This is a genomic window from Pseudomonas sp. X4, assembly GCF_040784925.1.
In the GTDB taxonomy this organism is placed as follows: domain Bacteria; phylum Pseudomonadota; class Gammaproteobacteria; order Pseudomonadales; family Pseudomonadaceae; genus Aquipseudomonas; species Aquipseudomonas putida_Z.
Map to the genome: position 1 here is coordinate 1,005,673 of NZ_CP160798.1, position 20,848 is coordinate 1,026,520.

12 protein-coding genes and 3 rRNA genes are annotated in these 20,848 nt (G+C 59.0%); 3 read left to right on the forward strand and 12 right to left on the reverse strand.

The genetic code is table 11. The features are described 5' to 3' along the window. Positions 1-7: 7 nt before the first annotated feature. From ABX298_RS04345 to ABX298_RS04385, 9 genes are all read right to left on the reverse strand, one after another. The gene (locus tag ABX298_RS04345) at positions 8-559 is read right to left on the reverse strand and encodes a UPF0149 family protein (protein ID WP_075046105.1); all 552 of its coding nucleotides are present in this window, start codon (positions 557-559) and stop codon (positions 8-10) included. Positions 560-650: 91 nt separating this feature from the next. After that, positions 651-1,640: an asparaginase gene (locus tag ABX298_RS04350; RefSeq protein WP_367394123.1), complete on the reverse strand. Its 990-nt coding sequence runs from the start codon at positions 1,638-1,640 to the stop codon at positions 651-653. Continuing rightward, positions 1,637-2,791 carry a hypothetical protein gene (locus ABX298_RS04355; protein WP_286100401.1) on the reverse strand — a complete coding sequence of 385 codons (1,155 nt, stop codon included), beginning with the start codon at positions 2,789-2,791 and terminating at the stop codon, positions 1,637-1,639. The genes ABX298_RS04350 and ABX298_RS04355 overlap by 4 nt, the downstream gene beginning before the upstream one ends. A 10-nt stretch (positions 2,792-2,801) precedes the next feature. After that, complete coding sequence (locus ABX298_RS04360) at positions 2,802-3,698, reverse strand: nitrilase family protein (protein ID WP_286100402.1); 897 nt, start codon at positions 3,696-3,698, stop codon at positions 2,802-2,804. 144 nt (positions 3,699-3,842) lie between these two features. Then, positions 3,843-5,780, reverse strand: a complete 1,938-nt coding sequence (locus ABX298_RS04365; RefSeq protein ID WP_367394124.1) for a flavin monoamine oxidase family protein — start codon at positions 5,778-5,780, stop codon at positions 3,843-3,845. A gap of 144 nt (positions 5,781-5,924) precedes the next feature. Beyond that, positions 5,925-7,568, reverse strand: coding sequence for an acetolactate synthase large subunit (locus ABX298_RS04370; protein WP_286100404.1), 1,644 nt, complete (start codon positions 7,566-7,568; stop codon positions 5,925-5,927). 372 nt (positions 7,569-7,940) lie between these two features. After that, positions 7,941-8,056, reverse strand: a 5S ribosomal RNA gene (gene rrf, locus ABX298_RS04375). 136 nt (positions 8,057-8,192) lie between these two features. Continuing rightward, positions 8,193-11,083, reverse strand: a 23S ribosomal RNA gene (locus ABX298_RS04380). 315 nt (positions 11,084-11,398) lie between these two features. After that, positions 11,399-12,935, reverse strand: a 16S ribosomal RNA gene (locus ABX298_RS04385). The 16S, 23S and 5S rRNA genes sit together here, the layout of an rRNA operon. A gap of 458 nt (positions 12,936-13,393) precedes the next feature. Between ABX298_RS04385 and ABX298_RS04390 the strand changes: the two genes are divergently transcribed. Beyond that, entirely contained in the window at positions 13,394-14,290 is an 897-nt protein-coding gene (locus ABX298_RS04390; protein WP_075046107.1) for a formate/nitrite transporter family protein, read from the forward strand. A 3-nt stretch (positions 14,291-14,293) separates the two neighbouring features. Here ABX298_RS04390 and ABX298_RS04395 read toward each other — a convergent pair whose 3' ends face one another. Further along, the gene (locus ABX298_RS04395; RefSeq protein ID WP_025340338.1) at positions 14,294-15,385 is read right to left on the reverse strand and encodes an MBL fold metallo-hydrolase; all 1,092 of its coding nucleotides are present in this window, start codon (positions 15,383-15,385) and stop codon (positions 14,294-14,296) included. A 130-nt stretch (positions 15,386-15,515) separates the two neighbouring features. Here ABX298_RS04395 and ABX298_RS04400 point away from each other — a divergent pair, with 130 nt between their 5' ends. Both ABX298_RS04400 and ABX298_RS04405 read left to right on the forward strand, forming a co-directional pair. Continuing rightward, complete coding sequence (locus ABX298_RS04400) at positions 15,516-16,589, forward strand: diguanylate cyclase (protein WP_286101903.1); 1,074 nt, start codon at positions 15,516-15,518, stop codon at positions 16,587-16,589. 51 nt (positions 16,590-16,640) lie between these two features. Next, entirely contained in the window at positions 16,641-19,226 is a 2,586-nt protein-coding gene (locus ABX298_RS04405; protein WP_075046108.1) for an EAL domain-containing protein, read from the forward strand. Positions 19,227-19,405: 179 nt separating this feature from the next. On the opposite strand, the gene ABX298_RS04410 is transcribed toward ABX298_RS04405, so the two are convergent. Continuing rightward, positions 19,406-19,741 carry a DUF2025 family protein gene (locus ABX298_RS04410; RefSeq protein ID WP_013973906.1) on the reverse strand — a complete coding sequence of 112 codons (336 nt, stop codon included), beginning with the start codon at positions 19,739-19,741 and terminating at the stop codon, positions 19,406-19,408. Between the two features lie 121 nt (positions 19,742-19,862). After that, complete coding sequence (locus ABX298_RS04415) at positions 19,863-20,771, reverse strand: LysR family transcriptional regulator (RefSeq protein ID WP_367394125.1); 909 nt, start codon at positions 20,769-20,771, stop codon at positions 19,863-19,865. Positions 20,772-20,848: the final 77 nt, after the last annotated feature.

Genomic DNA, 20,848 nt, shown 5'->3' on the forward strand with positions numbered 1-20,848 from the left:
TGCAAGATCAGTGCAGCTTGTTGAAATACCGGAACAACCCACGCGCAGCCTCGATCACCTGTGGCACACAAGCCTGGATGTCCTCTTCGCTCATCTGGTCCAGCAACTCGAAGTTGTCCTCGAGCCCATGCAGCGAAATGGCCTTGAGCAGTTGGTCCTGCTCCGGCGGCAGCTCGGCCCAACCAGCGACCTGAGTGCCGCGCATGTAGCCAAAGCACCACTCCTCCATGATGATCACACTGCCCTCTTCGCCTTCGCTTTCTTCGAACAGCGGCTCAAAGTGGTCGACATCGTCGCCCAACTCCTCCGCCACCTGGCTGGCATAGCGCAGCATCAATGCCGTATACGCCTCTTCATGTGCCGGCTTCTTGAATTTCGGCACCTTGCCACCAGCCACCGCGGGCAGCCACTGTTCCGGAGTGACAGTGGTCGGTGAGCTGGCCAGTGCAGTGAAAAAGCCATTGAGCTCGGCCAGGTTAAGTACCGAGTAGTCATTGCCGTAGGTGATCAGCAGGTCTTCGAGGCGGTCGAGTTCTTTTTCGCTGAGTGCGGGGAGCATGGGTGAACATCCTGGGAAGCAAAAGTGTGTGCACCCTAGCACAGCAACGCCCGAAGGGCTGCCCGCGCTTACAGCTTTGCGGGCAGATTGCTTAACGTGGCAACCAGCCATGCAGCTGCTGCTGCCTGCCGATACCGATCAACAGCCATAACAGAATGCGACACTTGCGCGGACACAACTGCCCCGCCATGTGTACCCCCTTGCTCTGCAGATCGATCTCGGCACCGGCAAATCCGTAAGAGGCCGTGGCTGTTGGGCCACTGCCTGTGCGGGTAGCAACAATCACCGGCAATGTGGGCGTGAGATGACCAAGCACTTCGGACCAGCTACCGGAAACGTGGCCTGCACCAAAACCGGCGATGACCAGCCCCTCGTAGCCCAGTGTCGCTGTAGCCTTCAACAACGCCGTATCTGCGTCCAGGCACGCTTCCAGCATTGCAACCCGATGCTCGGTGCGATGCGGTAACGGCAGCACCTCCCGTGGGCCAGGCGGCTGACGATACATCACGGTACCTTCCACAACATCACCCAGCGCTCCGTACCCGGGTGATTCAAATGCAGCCATTGCAAGGCTTGCCGTCTTGCGAACCCTTGCAGCACAGTGAACCTGATCATTCATCAGCACCAAAACGCCGCGCCCACGGCTGCCCGACGCCAGTGCAACCTGCGCCGCAGCCAGCAGGTTGGCCGGGCCGTCATTGCCCGGCTGGCTGGCCGCGCGCATGGCACCGGTCATTACCAATGGCGCATCGAACGGCCAGAGCAGATCGAGGAAATACGCCGTTTCCTCGAGGCTGTCGGTACCTTGGGTCAGTATCACCGCGTGTGCTCCGCGAGACACTTCGCCCCGGGCCCAGGCCAGCACCTCGAGCATCGCCGCAAAGCCCAGCGAGGCACTAGGGAGCAGACCCAGAGTGGCAGCTTCAAGATTGGCCATCTCACGCAGTTGTGGCAACTCAGCCAGTTGCTCAGCGCAGTCAACCTTGGGCATCACCCCGCATTCGCTTGCACTTGCCCGCATGCTCACCGTCCCTCCCAGGCTGGCGATCGACAACCTGGGCAGGTTTGCATGCGCTTTCATACGCCACCTCCAGCAAGCAGCCCGACCAGTGGAACGATCGCCAGTGTGCTGATGGCCATCGACACTACATTGCCGATGTAACCATGCATGCAGGTCGGCAAGCGCTGACTGATGGCCACCGCCAACGGTGGCGCTACCAGCGCGCCCAGCACTGCACTGGCTACGACCACTTGCCAGCCTCCACCGTGGGTGAGCACAGCGGCAGGTACGATAGAGACGATGGGAATGTAAGTGGGGTACCAGCCTCGCGCCTGCCATTGACGACGCCAGAGCACGACTCCCACCAGTGATGCCAGCGCCTGCCCGGCAACCATCGGTATCAGCAGCAGCGAACCGTAGACTGGCGCAGCGGGGGCCAGCATGTATGCCAGGAACACCCCCAACAGCAGCCCTAGGCTGGCCAGTTCATTACCAAAGAATGGCGCTTCGCTGAAATCGGCCAGTACACGCCGCAAGGTCCAGGCCACACCGTAATCGGCTTGGGCCGCAACGGGCTCAGGTGCGGCGGGCGGTTGGCTGGGCCGTACCCATGATGGAAAACGCCAGCACAGCATGAACGCCACCACGCTTGCCAGCGCCATGCCGCTTACGTTGCCGACTACCACCGGCAACTGCAGGGGGTAGCACAGGTAATTGACCATGAACAGGCTGGCTGGCGTTACCAACAGCGCTCCCAGCAGTGCGCCGCTGATGGTCACCTGCCAACCCGCACCAAAAAACAGCACCATGGCTGCTGGCAACGATACGAAAGCAACGAAGGTTGGTTGCCAGGTGCCACTGGCCAAGGTCCATCCCCACAACGCGTGACTGAGCAACAAGCCCAGCAGCGAACTGGTGAACACCCACGGCCATAATCCGCTGCCGTAGCAGATGGCAAAGCCGTGCCAGCGATACCCATGCACATGGGCCCAGTGCGCCAGGCAAGCTCCCAGCAGCAAGCCCAGGGCGGGCAACTCATGCTTGTAGAAGGCCACTTCGCTGATATCACCAACTATCCAGCGCAGGCGGCTTAACGGTTGATCGAGCGTCGCGGCCAGTTGCGTGTAGTCCGGCCATTGGCCCTGTACGAGGCTGGCTGCCAGCAGCACCAGCAGGCAGGCAAGGATCAACACCGACGAACGCTGCCGGTTGGGGAAGAGTAGCGTTTTCATGTGCAACTCCTCAGCGGGGCATAGGTGCATGAAGGCGATAGCCAAGCGTCGCATCGTAAAGGTCGGTGCGCCTGTCTCGCGGCAAGTCGTTGAGGCTGTTCCAGATCGGCGCAGAGCGGGCGCTGCTGAGGTCGACATCGGCGTAGAGAATGCCCTCCTCGTCTGCACTGGCCACCTCGCCAATGGGCCAGCCATTGGTACCGGCAATCAGTGAACAGCCCAGGAAGCGACCGCCCCGCTCGCTACCTATGCGATTGGCGGCAGCGATGTAGACGTTGTTGGTGTGTGCCGCCGTCATGGTCAGGTACGACGCCATGCAGCGCCCTGTTTCATCGAACAGTGGTGGTGGCGTCCATACCCAGTTGTTCAGGCTGCAGATGATGTCGGCGCCTTGCGCAGCCATCAGCCGCGGCACTTCCGGGAACCAGATATCCCAGCAGATCATCAGGCCGATACGGCCGATCGGTGTCTCGAACACAGGGAAGCCCAGGTCGCCAGGGGTGAACCAGAGCTTTTCCTGGTTCCACAGATGGGCCTTGCGGTAATGCCCGAGCAAGCCCTGCGGACCGAACAGAACGGCACTGTCGAAAAGTTTCAGTCCCTCGCGTTCGGCAAAACCCGCAGCCAGATATACCTGGTACTCCTTGGCGAAATCCGCCCAGGCTTTCAGGCTGCGCCCCTCCTCCAGCGTTTCGGCGTGGGCATAGGCCTCTGCACGCGTGTGGAAGGTGTAGCCGGTGTTGGCCAGCTCGGGTAGCACGATCAGGTTGGCGCCTTCACGCGCCGCGCACCGGGCCAATGCCAGGCCCTTGCTCAGGTTGCCATCGCAATGCTCCAGCCCGACCTGAGGGTCGTACTGGATGACAGCGATACGTACGGGGCTGACGGGCGTGCAGTGATCAGACATGGCGGCTTCCTTTTATGGTTGTTTTGGAAGGGCGCCAGTAAAGCGGGGTTGGGCGGGGGAGTGACAGTCGGGGAGTTCCTATGGGATCGAAGGACAAGAGAAGTGTTCCAGTAGGAAATTCCCCACAAAAACTCCCGGATGCAGCTATTTCCCAGCTTGATAATGTGGGTAGTGGTTCAGGTTAAAGCCCCCATTGAACGATGCCGATGTTCTGTTGCACAGGTTGATGACCACATCAAGCGCCGTGCGTAAACACGGCTCGGTCCAGCCGGCGTCAACAGAGAAGGACTCTCCAGCCAGATACAACCCTGAACTGGCACTCAGATCACGGTTGTACTTCATCAGGCTCACTGCATCGTAATAGGTCCCAGCCCGATACAACTTTGCGCAGCCAAGCGCGTTTCGATCAGTCATCCAACGCTGTATGCGAATGTTTCGGGTATCGATATAAGGCGATATGGGTTCAGCCACGTTGCTGCAGCGAAGGAGGATCCGATCGAGTTCCTTCACGCACTTGTCACCCAGTTCTTCATCTGAGAACGCGGCCAGTTTCGTTGCATCGTCTTCCCAGGTGTAACTGAGCAGGATGCAGTCATCAGCGTAATGGTCGTTGTAGCGATAGGCATAGACATCGTGAACGAAACTGTCAGTGACCAGGATTTGCGGAAAAGCTGGGTTGCGATCCAGGAAGCTCTTATTCAGCGGGGCATAGACCTTGCAGCTTGTCTCCCAATGAGCATGCTTCCAGGCATCCATGATCGTCTGCGGCAATATCTGACGGCTGAAACCGTCGAGGCGGATGTTGGTTTCGATCAGCCAGGAAGGGATGGTCAAGATCACGCTGTCGAAGTCTTCGTATTGGACGTTCCCCTGCACCGGATCACTGCAATGCCAACGGTATCCGACCCGTACGCGACCATCCTCCAGCTTTTGTAGGGAACAGACTGAAGTGTCAGTCAGTAACCCATCATCTCGTTGCAGCAGGTGGTCATACAGCGAGGAACCGCCCATCCCGGCGTCCAGAAACATGAGGCTTTCGTCCATCGCCGCAAGCCCGATATAGGCTGGCCCCTGAAACATCAATCCTTTACTGTCAGGGACGCTGCTGGCTTCAAGATGGGGCGCAGCGTAAGGCACACCGTCCTGGTCAACACGCCCATGCACCAACTGCAAGTGACTGCTGAAGCCAAAGATTGCTGTACGCAGCGGGTAAAGGCAGCAGACGTCATAAAACGCTCCCCAGCTACCATCTCCAATACCGATTGCATAGAAGATGGCCGACTCGTCGCCACTCATGCCTAGCCCGCCAAAATCACCAGGGTTTGCAGGGTCCCAAGCCGTAACAGCGGATAAATGCACCAGATCTCTAAACGATAATCGATGATAGCGCTCGACGATCGCCGACCACATCGACTCCCAACCATAAGTGCCATAAACCGCAGCAATACGCTCGGCGAACTGCTCCGCGAAATGGCGCCATTTATCGTAGACCTGCTGAAGCATCGCAGTAGGTGGTGGTGTCTTTCCTTCGGGATTGCGCCAGATCAACAGCGCAGGGTCTCCGTCACCCGCTAATTGCCCGTCACGAAGATATATTCCAGTGGCATTCACCCAAGGTGTCCCGGGATTTGGAAAATCGGAAATTCTTAGCTCGAACAGCTTGGCGTAATAGGCCATAAGCGAACGCCCATCTTTTGGGGGCTCACCAGTCCTGTTGAAGAACGGCATGCGCATGGCCCCCATTTCAAAAGGGGTTACAGGCTGCTTGTGATTGCCTGCGTTATTCACCAGCGTAAGGTGACGCCCACCCACTCGTCGGGACTGCTCGATCAAGGTGATACGGGTAAAGCCGCAACGTAGCAATTCTCGGGCTGCAGTTAGCCCGGTAACACCAGCACCGACAATACAGATCCGGTGATCCGGCTGAGTGGCGTATGCAACTCCGCCCTCTTGTTCGAGTAGACGGCGATAATCAAAGCAAAGATCAGGAGGGTTAGGGTAACGCGCAGCCCACGGCTTTACGGACAGGGATGGCACGATAGCCAGATCAGCAGGATGGTTGTGTGTTGAGCCGATGGTCATGGTCTCGTGTTCTCAATGAGTTGGGAACATGAGAATGATCAATCAAGAGATGCGTGAGGAGGTTGTTAATTAGCACCAACCGGCCACCACAGGATCGTGAGATATCTATGGTGGCCGCGTTGATGTCAATAAAGCCGTTACGCCTTACACCGCCAGCGCGCGCTCACGCAGCTCGCTGTTGAGGATGCGGTCGTTCTCGCTGTAATCGACCGGGCAGTCGATCACGTGCACGCCCGGGGTCTTGATGCAGTGCTCGAGCAGCGGCAGCAGGCCTTCGGCGCTTTCCACGCGGTGGCCGTTGGCACCGTAGGCTTCGGCGTACTTGACGAAGTCCGGGTTGCCGTAGTCCAGGCCGAAATCGGTGAAGCCCATGTTGGCCTGCTTCCAGCGGATCATGCCGTAGCCGTCGTCACGCAGGATCACCACGGTGATGTGCATGCCCAGGCGTACCGCAGTTTCCAGCTCCTGGCTGTTCATCATGAAGCCGCCGTCGCCGCAAACCGAAATGACCGGGCGGTCCGGGTGCACCAGGTGCGCGGCCATGGCCGATGGCAGGCCGGCGCCCATGGTCGCCAGGGCGTTGTCCAGCAGTACGGTGTTCGGCTTGTGCGCCTTGTAGTTGCGGGCGAACCAGATCTTGTAGATGCCGTTGTCCAGGGCAACGATGCCTTCGGACGGCAGCACGCGACGGATGTCGGCGACCATGCGCTGCGGGTAGACCGGGAAGCGGTTGTCGTCGGCACCTTCGGCGATCTGCGCTTCGTTGGCTTCACGGATCGCCATCAGGCGGGTGAAGTCCCAGTGCGAAGTGTCGTTCAGCGCTTCGCTGATCTGCCACACGGCGTTGGCGATGTCGCCGATCACTTCCACCTGCGGGAAGTACACGGCATCGACTTCGGCAGAGCGGAAGTTGATGTGGATGACTTCGGTGCCGCCACGGACCATGAAGAACGGTGGCTTCTCGATCACGTCGTGGCCGATGTTGACGATCAGGTCGGCGGCTTCGACGGCGCGGTGCACGAAGTCACCCGACGACAGCGCAGCGTTGCCCAGGAAGCGCGGGTGACGCTCGTCGACCACACCTTTGCCCATCTGGGTGGTGATGAACGGGATGCCAGTCTTGTCGATCAGCTGCTTGAGGACCTTGGCGGTCATCTTGCGATTGGCACCGGCGCCGATCACCAAGATCGGGCTGCGAGCTTTCTGTAGTTTTTCCACGGCGGCTTCGATGGCCTTGTGCTCGGCCAGCGGGCGGCGGCTCAGGCTAGGCGGAATCGGCAGGCTTTCGGTCTGCTCGGCAGCGATGTCTTCCGGCAGTTCCAGGTGCACGGCACCTGGCTTCTCTTCTTCGGCCAGGCGGAAGGCTTCGCGCATACGGGCCGGGATGTTGTCGGCCGAGGCGAACTGGTGGGTGTACTTGGTGATGGGGTCCATCATGCCGCACACGTCGATGATCTGGAAACGGCCCTGCTTGGACTTCTTGATCGGCTTCTGGCCGGTGATCATCATCATCGGCATGCCGCCCAGGTAGGCATAGGCGCTGGCGGTGACCAGGTTGGTGGCGCCAGGGCCGAGGGTCGACAGGCTGACGCCAGTCTTGCCGGTCAGGCGGCCGTAGGTGGCGGCCATGAAACCTGCGGACTGCTCGTGACGGGTCAGTACCAGCTTGATCTTCGACTTGCGCAGGGATTCGAGCAGGTCGAGGTTTTCTTCACCGGGAATACCGAATACATACTCGACACCTTCGTTTTCCAGGCATTGCACAACGACATCGGCGGCCTTGGCCATCTTGCTTGCTACCTCAAGTGATGGGACGGTGGAAGTCCGGAAATGCGCAGCACGGTACGCTGGCATCGCTCAGCCCGGGGCCAGGAATGCCCCGAACCAAAGTCTTGACGTAGGGTGGGCGCGGGAAAGTCACGTGAATGTGACGGGAATAGTGTCGCAGCCTGGGTATTGCGCGCTCAGAGTGGGAGTTGTGGGAGCGGGCGAGTCGAGGCGTCGAACCGCCGCGAAACAGGCGACGCGGTGAATGGCACCGGCTTTGCCGGTGTTCGCGGGCGCGCCCGCTCCCACAGGGGCTGCGTATGCCCGGGAATTTTTGCACCACAAAGACAAAACCCCTACCTGCATGCGCAGATAGGGGTTTTGCGAAATGAATCTTGACGATGACCTACTCTCACATGGGGAAACCCCACACTACCATCGGCGATGCATCGTTTCACTGCTGAGTTCGGGATGGGATCAGGTGGTTCCAATGCTCTATGGTCGTCAAGAAATTCTGTTGCCAGAATGTCCAGATGGACAGCCCAGCGAATTCGGATATGCGATATTTGTGATGTTGCGAACTTTCGGTTATTTCGTCTTCACCACCACAATTTGGCTTTCGTGCACAAATTGCTTGGGTGTTATATGGTCAAGCCTCACGGGCAATTAGTATTGGTTAGCTCAACGCCTCACAGCGCTTACACACCCAACCTATCAACGTCGTAGTCTTCGACGGCCCTTCAGGGGATTCAAGATCCCAGTGAGATCTCATCTTGAGGCAAGTTTCCCGCTTAGATGCTTTCAGCGGTTATCTCTTCCGAACATAGCTACCCGGCAATGCCACTGGCGTGACAACCGGAACACCAGAGGTTCGTCCACTCCGGTCCTCTCGTACTAGGAGCAGCCCCTCTCAAATCTCAAACGTCCACGGCAGATAGGGACCGAACTGTCTCACGACGTTCTAAACCCAGCTCGCGTACCACTTTAAATGGCGAACAGCCATACCCTTGGGACCGGCTTCAGCCCCAGGATGTGATGAGCCGACATCGAGGTGCCAAACACCGCCGTCGATATGAACTCTTGGGCGGTATCAGCCTGTTATCCCCGGAGTACCTTTTATCCGTTGAGCGATGGCCCTTCCATACAGAACCACCGGATCACTAAGACCTACTTTCGTACCTGCTCGACGTGTTTGTCTCGCAGTCAAGCGCGCTTTTGCCTTTATACTCTACGACCGATTTCCGACCGGTCTGAGCGCACCTTCGTACTCCTCCGTTACTCTTTGGGAGGAGACCGCCCCAGTCAAACTACCCACCATACACTGTCCTCGATCCGGATAACGGACCTGAGTTAGAACCTCAAAGTTGCCAGGGTGGTATTTCAAGGATGGCTCCATGAGAACTGGCGTCCCCACTTCAAAGCCTCCCACCTATCCTACACAAGCAAATTCAAAGTCCAGTGCAAAGCTATAGTAAAGGTTCACGGGGTCTTTCCGTCTAGCCGCGGATACACTGCATCTTCACAGCGATTTCAATTTCACTGAGTCTCGGGTGGAGACAGCGCCGCCATCGTTACGCCATTCGTGCAGGTCGGAACTTACCCGACAAGGAATTTCGCTACCTTAGGACCGTTATAGTTACGGCCGCCGTTTACCGGGGCTTCGATCAAGAGCTTCGCTTGCGCTAACCCCATCAATTAACCTTCCGGCACCGGGCAGGCGTCACACCCTATACGTCCACTTTCGTGTTTGCAGAGTGCTGTGTTTTTAATAAACAGTCGCAGCGGCCTGGTATCTTCGACCGGCATGGGCTTACGTAGCAAGTCCTTCACCCTCGCCGGCGCACCTTCTCCCGAAGTTACGGTGCCATTTTGCCTAGTTCCTTCACCCGAGTTCTCTCAAGCGCCTTGGTATTCTCTACCTAACCACCTGTGTCGGTTTGGGGTACGGTTCCCAGTTATCTGAAGCTTAGGAGCTTTTCTTGGAAGCATGGTATCAACCACTTCGTCGCCTAAAGGCAACTCGTCATCAGCTCTCGGCCTTGAAATCCCGGATTTGCCTAAGATTTCAGCCTACCACCTTAAACCTGGACAACCAACGCCAGGCTGGCCTAACCTTCTCCGTCCCTCCATCGCAATAACTGGAAGTACAGGAATATTAACCTGTTTTCCATCGACTACGCTTTTCAGCCTCGCCTTAGGGACCGACTAACCCTGCGTCGATTAACGTTGCGCAGGAAACCTTGGTCTTTCGGCGTGCGAGTTTTTCACTCGCATTGTCGTTACTCATGTCAGCATTCGCACTTCTGATACCTCCAGCAAGCTTCTCAACTCACCTTCACAGGCTTACAGAACGCTCCTCTACCGCGTCATCAAAGATGACACCCGTAGCTTCGGTGCATGGTTTGAGCCCCGTTACATCTTCCGCGCAGGCCGACTCGACTAGTGAGCTATTACGCTTTCTTTAAAGGGTGGCTGCTTCTAAGCCAACCTCCTAGCTGTCTAAGCCTTCCCACATCGTTTCCCACTTAACCATGACTTTGGGACCTTAGCTGACGGTCTGGGTTGTTTCCCTTTTCACGACGGACGTTAGCACCCGCCGTGTGTCTCCCATGCTCGGCACTTCCAGGTATTCGGAGTTTGCATCGGTTTGGTAAGTCGGGATGACCCCCTAGCCGAAACAGTGCTCTACCCCTGGAGTGATACATGAGGCGCTACCTAAATAGCTTTCGAGGAGAACCAGCTATCTCCGAGCTTGATTAGCCTTTCACTCCGATCCACAGGTCATCCGCTAACTTTTCAACGGTAGTCGGTTCGGTCCTCCAGTCAGTGTTACCTAACCTTCAACCTGCCCATGGATAGATCGCCCGGTTTCGGGTCTATACCCAGCGACTAAACGCCCTATTAAGACTCGCTTTCGCTACGCCTCCCCTATTCGGTTAAGCTCGCCACTGAATATAAGTCGCTGACCCATTATACAAAAGGTACGCAGTCACCTAACAAAGTAGGCTCCCACTGCTTGTACGCATACGGTTTCAGGTTCTATTTCACTCCCCTCTCCGGGGTTCTTTTCGCCTTTCCCTCACGGTACTGGTTCACTATCGGTCAGTCAGTAGTATTTAGCCTTGGAGGATGGTCCCCCCATATTCAGACAAAGTTTCTCGTGCTCCGTCCTACTCGATTTCATTGACAAGAGATTTTCGTGTACGGGGCTATCACCCACTATGGCCGCACTTTCCAGAGCGTTCCACTAATCTCAAATCAACTTAAGGGCTGGTCCCCGTTCGCTCGCCACTACTAAGGGAATCTCGGTTGATTTCTTTTCCTCAGGGTACTTAGATGTTTCAGTTCCCCTGGTTCGCCTCTTGCACCTATGTATTCAGTACAAGATACTCAGCTTATGCTGAGTGGGTTCCCCCATTCAGAGATCTCTGGATCACAGTCTGTTTGCCGACTCCCCAAAGCTTATCGCAGGCTACCACGTCTTTCATCGCCTCTGACTGCCAAGGCATCCACCGTATGCGCTTCTTCACTTGACCATATAACCCCAAGCAATCTGGTTATACTGTGAAGACGACATTCGCCGAAAATTCGCATGTTGCTCTTTCGAGCAGAACTCACAAATTTTACCTTAGCCTGATTTCCAGCAGTGAAACTGGTCATCAGTCTATATCTATCACATATCCGAATTTTTAAAGAACGATCTGACAAAAGTCAGAAATCAACATTCGAAGCGAATGCTCATTTCTAAGTTCTGATCAGGAACAACATTCGACCCATGCAGGGTCTGATCGCCTTCAACCATGAATCAAGCAATTCGTGTGGGAGCTCATCAGCAGGCTGATGTCGTCGATTAAGGAGGTGATCCAGCCGCAGGTTCCCCTACGGCTACCTTGTTACGACTTCACCCCAGTCATGAATCACACCGTGGTAACCGTCCTCCCGAAGGTTAGACTAGCTACTTCTGGTGCAACCCACTCCCATGGTGTGACGGGCGGTGTGTACAAGGCCCGGGAACGTATTCACCGCGACATTCTGATTCGCGATTACTAGCGATTCCGACTTCACGCAGTCGAGTTGCAGACTGCGATCCGGACTACGATCGGTTTTGTGAGATTAGCTCCACCTCGCGGCTTGGCAACCCTCTGTACCGACCATTGTAGCACGTGTGTAGCCCAGGCCGTAAGGGCCATGATGACTTGACGTCATCCCCACCTTCCTCCGGTTTGTCACCGGCAGTCTCCTTAGAGTGCCCACCATAACGTGCTGGTAACTAAGGACAAGGGTTGCGCTCGTTACGGGACTTAACCCAACATCTCACGACACGAGCTGACGACAGCCATGCAGCACCTGTGTCAGAGTTCCCGAAGGCACCAATCCATCTCTGGAAAGTTCTCTGCATGTCAAGGCCTGGTAAGGTTCTTCGCGTTGCTTCGAATTAAACCACATGCTCCACCGCTTGTGCGGGCCCCCGTCAATTCATTTGAGTTTTAACCTTGCGGCCGTACTCCCCAGGCGGTCAACTTAATGCGTTAGCTGCGCCACTAAAATCTCAAGGATTCCAACGGCTAGTTGACATCGTTTACGGCGTGGACTACCAGGGTATCTAATCCTGTTTGCTCCCCACGCTTTCGCACCTCAGTGTCAGTATCAGTCCAGGTGGTCGCCTTCGCCACTGGTGTTCCTTCCTATATCTACGCATTTCACCGCTACACAGGAAATTCCACCACCCTCTACCGTACTCTAGCTCGCCAGTTTTGGATGCAGTTCCCAGGTTGAGCCCGGGGCTTTCACATCCAACTTAACGAACCACCTACGCGCGCTTTACGCCCAGTAATTCCGATTAACGCTTGCACCCTCTGTATTACCGCGGCTGCTGGCACAGAGTTAGCCGGTGCTTATTCTGTCGGTAACGTCAAAACAGCAAGGTATTAACTTACTGCCCTTCCTCCCAACTTAAAGTGCTTTACAATCCGAAGACCTTCTTCACACACGCGGCATGGCTGGATCAGGCTTTCGCCCATTGTCCAATATTCCCCACTGCTGCCTCCCGTAGGAGTCTGGACCGTGTCTCAGTTCCAGTGTGACTGATCATCCTCTCAGACCAGTTACGGATCGTCGCCTTGGTGAGCCATTACCCCACCAACTAGCTAATCCGACCTAGGCTCATCTGATAGCGCAAGGCCCGAAGGTCCCCTGCTTTCTCCCGTAGGACGTATGCGGTATTAGCGTTCCTTTCGAAACGTTGCCCCCCACTACCAGGCAGATTCCTAGGCATTACTCACCCGTCCGCCGCTGAATCAAGGAGCAAGCTCCCGTCATCCGCTCGACTTGCATGTGTTAGGCCTGCCGCCAGCGTTCAATCTGAGCCATGATCAAACTCTTCAGTTCAATACTGCTTGGGTTTTTAAGAAACCCTAAACTTGGCTCAGCAATCTCAAATGACTATGTGATTTCTCGCATGGCCACTTGTGATGCTGATAATCTTTGTGACTATCAGTCCGTACTCACAAGCACCCACACGAATTGCTTGATTCGATTTGTTAAAGAGCGTTTGGTTAAGAGCCTTTCGTCTCAACCGAGGCGCGCATTCTACGCTTTCCTCATTTGCTGTCAAGCGTTTATTTTGAAGTTTTTTACAGCTGGTTTCTTTCGAAACCCTTCAACCTCAACAACTTACCGCTTGCCTCGAAGCGTTCATCGCTGCGAGGAGGCGAATAATACGCGCTTTGAAATCAGAGTCAACACCTTGATCTGAAAAAACTTTCTGCCGTCGTTTGTCTCCTCGCCGGCAACTAATGAAAGCGCCGCGAATCTGTAGAGAAACACCCCCACGGAGCGTAGCGGCCATGAGCGATGCGCAAAGCGAGAAAACCCCGGGCCTGTCGGCGGACGAGGAGCAGGAAGTCAGCCTTAGCCAGCCGCCCCGCGCGGCAGTACTGCACGAGATCATTCGTTACCAGGGCGACCAGGAACTGGAACGTACACTCGCCGCACTATGGTGGTCGGCACTGGCCGCAGGCTTGTCCATGGGGCTGTCGCTCATGGCCATGGGCCTGTTCTACGCTCGCCTGCCGGAGGGGGACAGTGCCCAGGTGGTCGCCAGCATCGGCTACAGCGCTGGCTTCCTTGCAGTGATACTGGCGCGTCAGCAGTTGTTCACCGAAAACACCCTGACCGCCGTGTTGCCGGTAATGACCGCCCCCACCCTGGCCAACTTCGGGCGCCTGCTGCGCCTTTGGAGCGTTGTACTGCTTGGCAACCTCGCCGGCACCTTGCTGGTGGCCTGGGTAATGCTGGAACTGCCGATCTTCGACAGCAAGACCGACGTGGCCTTCCTGGAAGTGGGCCGCAAGGTCATGAAGAACGATATCAGCCAGATGTTCGCCAAAGGCATCGTATCGGGGTGGATGATCGCCACGATGGTCTGGATGATCCCATCGATGGAACACGCCAAGATCTGGATCATCCTGATGATCACCTACCTGATGGCCCTGGGCGACTTCACCCATATCGTGGTCGGCTCGGTCGAGGTGTCCTATCTGGTCTGGGCTGGCGATGAAACCTGGCGCAGCTTCTGGCTGGAGTTCGCCCTGCCGACACTGGCGGGCAACATCATCGGCGGCAGCTTCATCTTCGGCTTGATCAGCCATGCACAGGTGCGCAGCGACAGCGGCAGACCGCCCTCACGGCTACTGAAAGAGGACCAGCCACCCTCCCCGCGCCGCAACAACGGCAACAAATGAACTTCAGCGTGCCGCCACCACGCGCTCGTTCGCCTGGCCGCGCTGACGCACGGGCCGCGGCTGCCACCAGTTCTGCCCAGCGTGCGGAGAGTCAAGGCTGACCCGCTCCCCCATCTGCGGCGTGCTCAGACGCACCTGCGCCTGGTTGGCCAACGCCAGGATGCGCTCGAACGGCTCCTGCCAGCCATGCATGGACAGGTCGAAGGTGCCGTTGTGAATCGGCAACAGCCAGCGCCCGCGTAGATCCAGATGGGCCTGCAGGCTCTGCTCCGGCTGCATGTGCACATCGGGCCAGGCGACGTTGTAGGCCCCGGTCTCGATCAGGGTCAGGTCGAACGGCCCGAAGCGCTCGCCAATCTGCTTGAACCCATCGAAGTAGCCGGTATCGCCACTGAAGAATACCCGCACATCCTCGTCGACGATCACCCACGACGCCCACAAGGTCCGGTTGCTGTCCAGCAGCCCACGCCCGGAAAAGTGCTGAGCCGGGGTGGCGACAAAGCGCACACCCTCGACCTCGCTTTCCTGCCACCAGTCCAGCTGCCGCACCTTTGCCGGTGCTACGCCCCAGGTCATCAGCAGGTTGCCTACGCCCAGCGGCGCCAGGAACACACTGGTGCGCGATGCCAGTTGGCGAATCGCCTGTTCGTCAAGATGATCGAAGTGATCGTGGGACAGTACCACCGCAGCCAACGGCGGCAACTGGTCCAGCGCCAGGGGCGGCGCATGGAAGCGCAGTGGGCCGGCCCACTGCACCGGCGAGGCGCGCTCGGCGAATACCGGGTCGGTAATAAAGAAGCGCCCGCGCAGCTTGAGCAATACCGTGGAATGGCCCAGGCGCCAAAGACTGCGGTCGGGCGCATCGAGCACCTGCTGGCGGGTCATGGGCTGGAGGCTGACCGGTGTGGCCGGCCGGGTTTCCGGTGGTTTGCGCAGGAACAGGTACTTGAGCCCGATGCGCAGTTTCTTCAATACGCCATCCTGTGGCAACGACGCCTGATTGTGAAAGCGCCCTTCCCGCTGAGGCGCCGGCTCGCCGGCAGGGTTGGCCAAAGGGACCATCAGCAACACTCCGAGCAACAGGAAAGCCTTCATGTTACCCCACAGTGATCGGATCAACCGTGAATTGGCTTGTAAGGTCATTTTTCGTCGATGAAACACTGTTCAACAATATTCATGCGAGTTATGCGATAAACGGTGCTCCAGCAGAAGAACGATGACCAAGATGGATAAACGCAGCGGCAAAGGACTTTCATTCGCCAAACGCATCTACCTGCCGCGGGTCATCGGCCTGGGGATCGGCCTGTTCAGCGTCATGGCCGCCATTGCGCCGCTGTCACCGCCCACATGGGCATGGCTGCTGCTACTGTTCAACGGTTTGTTGTGGCCGCATGTGGCCTACCTGTGGGCCGCCCGTTCGGCCATGCCCTACCAGGCAGAACAGCGCAACCTGGTGCTGGACTCCCTGATGGGAGGGTTCTGGACCGCCGCCATGCATTTCAATCCATTGCCCAGCGTGACCGTGCTGTCGATGATGACCATGAACAACGTCGCCGCCGGCGGCAAACGCATGGTCGTTCGCGGGGTGCTGGCCCAGCTGGCGGGCATGCTCGTCGCCATCCTGCTGCTGGGCCCCGGCCTGCAACTGAATGCGACGCCCATGCAGATCTATGCCTGCCTGCCGATGTTGACCCTCTACCCGCTGGCGCTGGGCTGGGTCTGCTACCAGTTGGCGATCAAGCTGGCCGACCACAAGCGCCGGCTGAGCACCCTGAGCCTTACCGACAGCCTGACCGGGCTGCTCAACCACGGCGCCTGGAAAGACCTGCTGCTGCTGAAGTTCCAGGCTTGCCAGCAGCAACAGGGGCACGCGGTGATTGCCCTGATCGACATCGACCACTTCAAGACCATCAACGACACCTTCGGCCACGTGGTCGGCGACTGTGTGCTGCGCCAGCTCGGCGCCGAACTGCGGCGCAATCTGCGCGAAGGCGACCAGGCCGGGCGTTACGGTGGTGACGAATTCTGCGTGATCCTGCCGGACACCAGCGAGGCCCAAGCCTGCCAGGCCATGGAGCGCCTGCGCGAGCAGGTCGCCAGCTACCGTAACCCGCAGTTGCCGCACCTGCGCATCAGCCTGAGCATCGGCCTTTCGGCATTCGAGGCCGACCTGGAGTCACCCGAACACTGGCTCGAACAGGCGGACAAGGCGCTGTACACCGCCAAGCATGCCGGGCGCGACCAGGTCAATTTTGCCCACAGAGACGCTGCGGCGCTCAGGCTGGCCTATCCTGATTGAACCTCCTTCCTGACCAACTGGCGGGAGGCTGCCTGAAGGAGCCGCTCGCGCATGGCCAGGACCGCCAACCTTCCACCCGCCAGCCCCACACCACGCTTCCAGGTGCGTCGCCTGATTGCCGGCTTCAGCGCAGTTTTCGGACTGGCCTGCCTGATCATCCTCGGCGCCCTGTTCAATATCGCGGGTACTCTTGACCATCAGGAACGCCAGCGCAGCGCCTCGCAGGCAACCAAGGCGCTGGAACAACGGCTGCTCGCCTCGCGCCAGTTCCTGTCCAGCTATGCCGTGTGGGATGCTGCCTTCGAACACCTGGCGGGCCAGGCCGACTGGAAATGGGCCTACGAAGAAAAGAACGTGGGCGAGTCGCTGTACAGCGCCAGCGGCTATGAAGGGGTGTTCGTGGTGGAGGACGCTCGCACCACCTACGGTTTGTTCAAAGGCCAGCCTACCCAGGCAGCGGCCAATACCTATATTGATGCAGCGCTGCAGCCAATCATCGACCAGGCTCGGGCGGCGGCTATCCCACGTGAACAGATCACCCGTTTCGTCCTGTTCAACGGCTGGCCGGCAGTGCTCAGTGCCGCGGCGGTGCGCCCGGACCGGGATGTCACCGATAGCGAGGTGCGCCAGGCGCCGGTGATGCTGTTCGTCGACCAGCTCACCGAGGAAAAGCTGGCACAGCTGAGCAGCGGTGCCGGCCTGACCGACATGCACGTGGAAAACGATGATGTGGGGGAGCACGGGCACCTGCGCATCGACCTCGGCGATACCGGCTACCACCTGTCCTGGAGCAGCCCGCTGCCAGGGCAGCAGTTGCTGCGCGCGGTGTTGCCGCCGCTGGCGGGTGCCTTGCTGATACTCGGCCTGGTCATGCTGTACCTGTTCCGCCATGCCTTGCGCAGTTCGCGGGCGATCGACCTCACGCTCGCCGATCTGCAGCAGAGCAACCAGGCCCTGGAGGCCAGCGAGCAGCGTTTTCGCGCGGTGGCCGAGTCGGCCTCCGACTGGATCTGGGAAACCGATCGGCAACAACGCCTGACCTACCTTTCGCAACGCTTCGTCAATGTCACCGGCTACCCGGTGGACGACTGGCTCGGCCACCCGCTCAATCAGTTGCTGGCCTGCGATACCACGCCGCTCTCGCCGTGGCTGGATGCCCTGGCCGCGGTCGACCCGCAACAACTGGCCAACCTGCGCTGCACCTACCGCGACCAGAATGGCCAGAACCGCTACTGCCGGATATCGGCCCGCGCCATCTGGTACGACGGCAAGCCCGTCGGTTTTCGCGGCACCGCCAGCGACATCACCGACGAAGTCGACGCTCATGCGCGCATCCAGCACCTGTCGCTGCACGACCCGCTGACCGGGCTGGCCAACCGCAACAAGCTCGCCCGGCACCTCGAGCAGGCCTTGTTGCGCGGCAGTGATTCGCCGCCACTGACCTTGCTGCTGCTGGACCTGGACAACTTCAAGCCGATCAACGACTCCCTCGGCCATGCCGCCGGTGACGCCGTGCTGCAGGAGGTAGCAACACGCCTGCGCGACAGCACCCGCGATGGCGACCTGGTCGCGCGCCTGGGCGGCGACGAGTTCCTCCTGGTGCTCGGCGGCATGGACAACCGCAGCGAGATCGACCGCTTCTGTGCGCGCCTGATCAGCCTGCTGCAGCAACCGATCATCTTCGATAACCAGCCCCTGCACGTTGGCGCCAGTATCGGTGTCGCCCAGACCCGTACCCAAGGCTTCGATGCCGGCGAGCTGATCCGCTGCGCCGATATCGCCCTGTACCAGGCCAAGGCCGACGGCAAGTGCACCTGGCGCTATTTCGCTGCCGAAATGAACCAGCAGATCCAGTACCGCCGCCAACTGGAGAACGACATGCGGCGGGCCCTGCGCAACCAGGAATTCGAGCTGCACTACCAGCCGCGCTATCGCCTCAGCGACCTGCGCATCGTCGCGGTCGAGGCTTTGCTGCGCTGGCAGCATCCGCAGGAGGGGTTGCTGGGGCCGGACACCTTCATTCCGTTGGCCGAACAGAGTGACATCATTGTTGCGCTGGGCCGCTGGGTGCTGCGCGAAGCCTGCCGCACCGCCCATGACTGGCCCGCCGATGTACTGGTTTCCGTGAACCTGTCACCGGCGCAGTTCCTGCGCAGCGATGTGGTGGCCGATGTACGCGAGATCCTGCTGGAAACCGCCTTCCCTGCCCAGCGCCTGGAGCTGGAAATTACCGAGAACGTGATGCTCAATGACATCGAAGGCGCGCTGGGCACCATGCTGTCGCTCAAGGAGCTGGGCGTGCGCCTGAACATGGACGACTTCGGCACCGGCTACTCGTCGTTGGGCTACCTGCGCACCTACCCGTTCGACAGCATCAAGATCGACAAACGCTTCATCGGCGGGCTGAACAACACCGCTGGCAGCGACCGCGCCGTGGTCCAGGCCATCATCAACCTGGGCGAAGCGATGGGGCTGACGGTGACGGCCGAAGGGGTGGAGAGCGAGCAGCAGCTCAGGGCACTGCAGAAGGACCGCTGCCATGAAGTGCAGGGCTATTACCTGAGCAGGCCGCTGGACAGTGCGGGGCTCGAGGCGTTGTTGCAGCAGGCATCCCAGCGGTCGGCGCCCTACCTGTAGCGCGCGGACGTAACTGTCTTGTGCAGGTTTGATACTTGCACATCCCCTGTGGGAGCGGGTTCACCCGCGAAAAATGCAACTCGGTATATGGCACCGGCTTCGCCGGTGTTCGCGGGTGAACCCGCTCCCACAGTGATGGTGCAGGTTTTCGGTATTCGAGCGAGGCAGTTACTCCGCTATTACAGAGCGGAATCCCGCTGCAAGCTGCGCTCTGCCACGATTTCCGGCAGGTCGCGCCGGCGCAGGTAGGTGCGCAGCGGTTCACCGATGTTCAAACGGTCATCCACATGCTGCTCCAGCAACAGCGCCAGCCGTTCGCGGCACAGGGCCATGCGCTGCCCTTGCTCGGGCCGCCAGACAAACTCGCTGCAGGGCGTGATGCTGGCGTCGGCCACGTCCATGCCGAACGAATCTTCGGAAAAACGCACGATGTGCACACCGCGCTTGCCATGAAAACCGACGAAGCCCTTGAGCTGGTCGGCAGCGTTGCAGATGTCCTGGGAAGTGATGGCCATGACGTAACCTCGCAATGAAATCGGAAGATACGCACGCCAGGCGGGATGGTTGCCTCTGCCGGGCAACTCGTGACTGGCAGCCTAACGCAAGCCGTCGCACAGGCGCCACGCTTTTCATCGATCAGCGGCCACCGTCGACCTGCGAATGCAGCAACTCGCCCAGCCACTGCATGAAGGCCTGCACCCGGCGTGGCACGTGCCGTTGCCGGGCATACAGCAGTGACACGGGCATGGCCGGGGCCTGCCAGCCTTCCAGTACCGAAACCAGCTCACCGCGCTGCAGGTGCTCGGCCACGCCCACCGCCGGCACCTGGATCAACCCCAGCCCGGCCAGGCAGGCCGCCGAGTAGGCCTCGGCATTGTTGACCGTGACCACTCCGGCCATGGCCTGGAAGTGCAGTTCACCGCCCTGCAGGTATTCGAAACCGGCACTGCGCCCCCCAAGGGTGCGCACGTAATGCACCAGGTGGTGCTCGGCCAGGTCCTGCAGCGTGCGCGGCACGCCATGGCGGGCCAGGTAGGCAGGGCTGGCACAGTTGCGCATGCTCAGTTGCCCGACCGGGCGCGCCACCACGTCCAGGTCATGCAGGGCACCAATGCGCATCACACAATCGAAGCCTTCACGCAGCAGGTCGACCTGGCGGTCGGTGCAACTGAGCTCCACCTCCAGGCGCGGGAAGCGCTGCAGAAACTGCGGCAGCGCCGGGATGATGACCCGTCGGGCCATCATGGTCGGCAGGTCGACCCGCAGGCGCCCGGCCAGCTCGGCATCGTCGGCGCAGAACAGGCTCTCGATCTCGTCCATGCCCGACAGCAGGTCCTTGCTGCGCTCGTACAGCAAGGCGCCATCCTGGGTTGCCTGCACCCGGCGGGTGGTGCGGTTGAACAGCTGCGTCCCCAGCAAACGCTCCAGCGCCCTGACCTGCTCCGACACGGTCGAACGGGGCAGCCCCAGGCTCTCGGCAGCCAGGGTGAAACTGCTGACCTCGCTCACCCGCACAAAGGTGCGCAACAACTCCAGCTTGTTCACTTGAACCTCGTCTATCCGGTTTTACCGAACAGTATTTCCATATTTGCTGGATTTAACAGCACAACACCGACCAATAA

Excerpts from the sequence above, each read along its gene's own strand:
- ABX298_RS04360 (WP_286100402.1), bottom strand. The coding sequence starts at position 3,698 with ATGTCTGATCACTGCACGCCCGTCAGCCCCGTACGTATCGCTGTCATC.
- ABX298_RS04355 (WP_286100401.1), bottom strand. The coding sequence starts at position 2,791 with ATGAAAACGCTACTCTTCCCCAACCGGCAGCGTTCGTCGGTGTTGATC.
- ABX298_RS04345 (WP_075046105.1), bottom strand. The coding sequence starts at position 559 with ATGCTCCCCGCACTCAGCGAAAAAGAACTCGACCGCCTCGAAGACCTG.
- ABX298_RS04400 (WP_286101903.1), top strand. The coding sequence starts at position 15,516 with ATGGATAAACGCAGCGGCAAAGGACTTTCATTCGCCAAACGCATCTAC.
- ABX298_RS04395 (WP_025340338.1), bottom strand. The coding sequence starts at position 15,385 with ATGAAGGCTTTCCTGTTGCTCGGAGTGTTGCTGATGGTCCCTTTGGCC.
- ABX298_RS04390 (WP_075046107.1), top strand. The coding sequence starts at position 13,394 with ATGAGCGATGCGCAAAGCGAGAAAACCCCGGGCCTGTCGGCGGACGAG.
- ABX298_RS04350 (WP_367394123.1), bottom strand. The coding sequence starts at position 1,640 with ATGAAAGCGCATGCAAACCTGCCCAGGTTGTCGATCGCCAGCCTGGGA.
- ABX298_RS04370 (WP_286100404.1), bottom strand. The coding sequence starts at position 7,568 with ATGGCCAAGGCCGCCGATGTCGTTGTGCAATGCCTGGAAAACGAAGGT.
- ABX298_RS04405 (WP_075046108.1), top strand. The coding sequence starts at position 16,641 with ATGGCCAGGACCGCCAACCTTCCACCCGCCAGCCCCACACCACGCTTC.
- ABX298_RS04365 (WP_367394124.1), bottom strand. The coding sequence starts at position 5,780 with ATGACCATCGGCTCAACACACAACCATCCTGCTGATCTGGCTATCGTG.
- ABX298_RS04410 (WP_013973906.1), bottom strand. The coding sequence starts at position 19,741 with ATGGCCATCACTTCCCAGGACATCTGCAACGCTGCCGACCAGCTCAAG.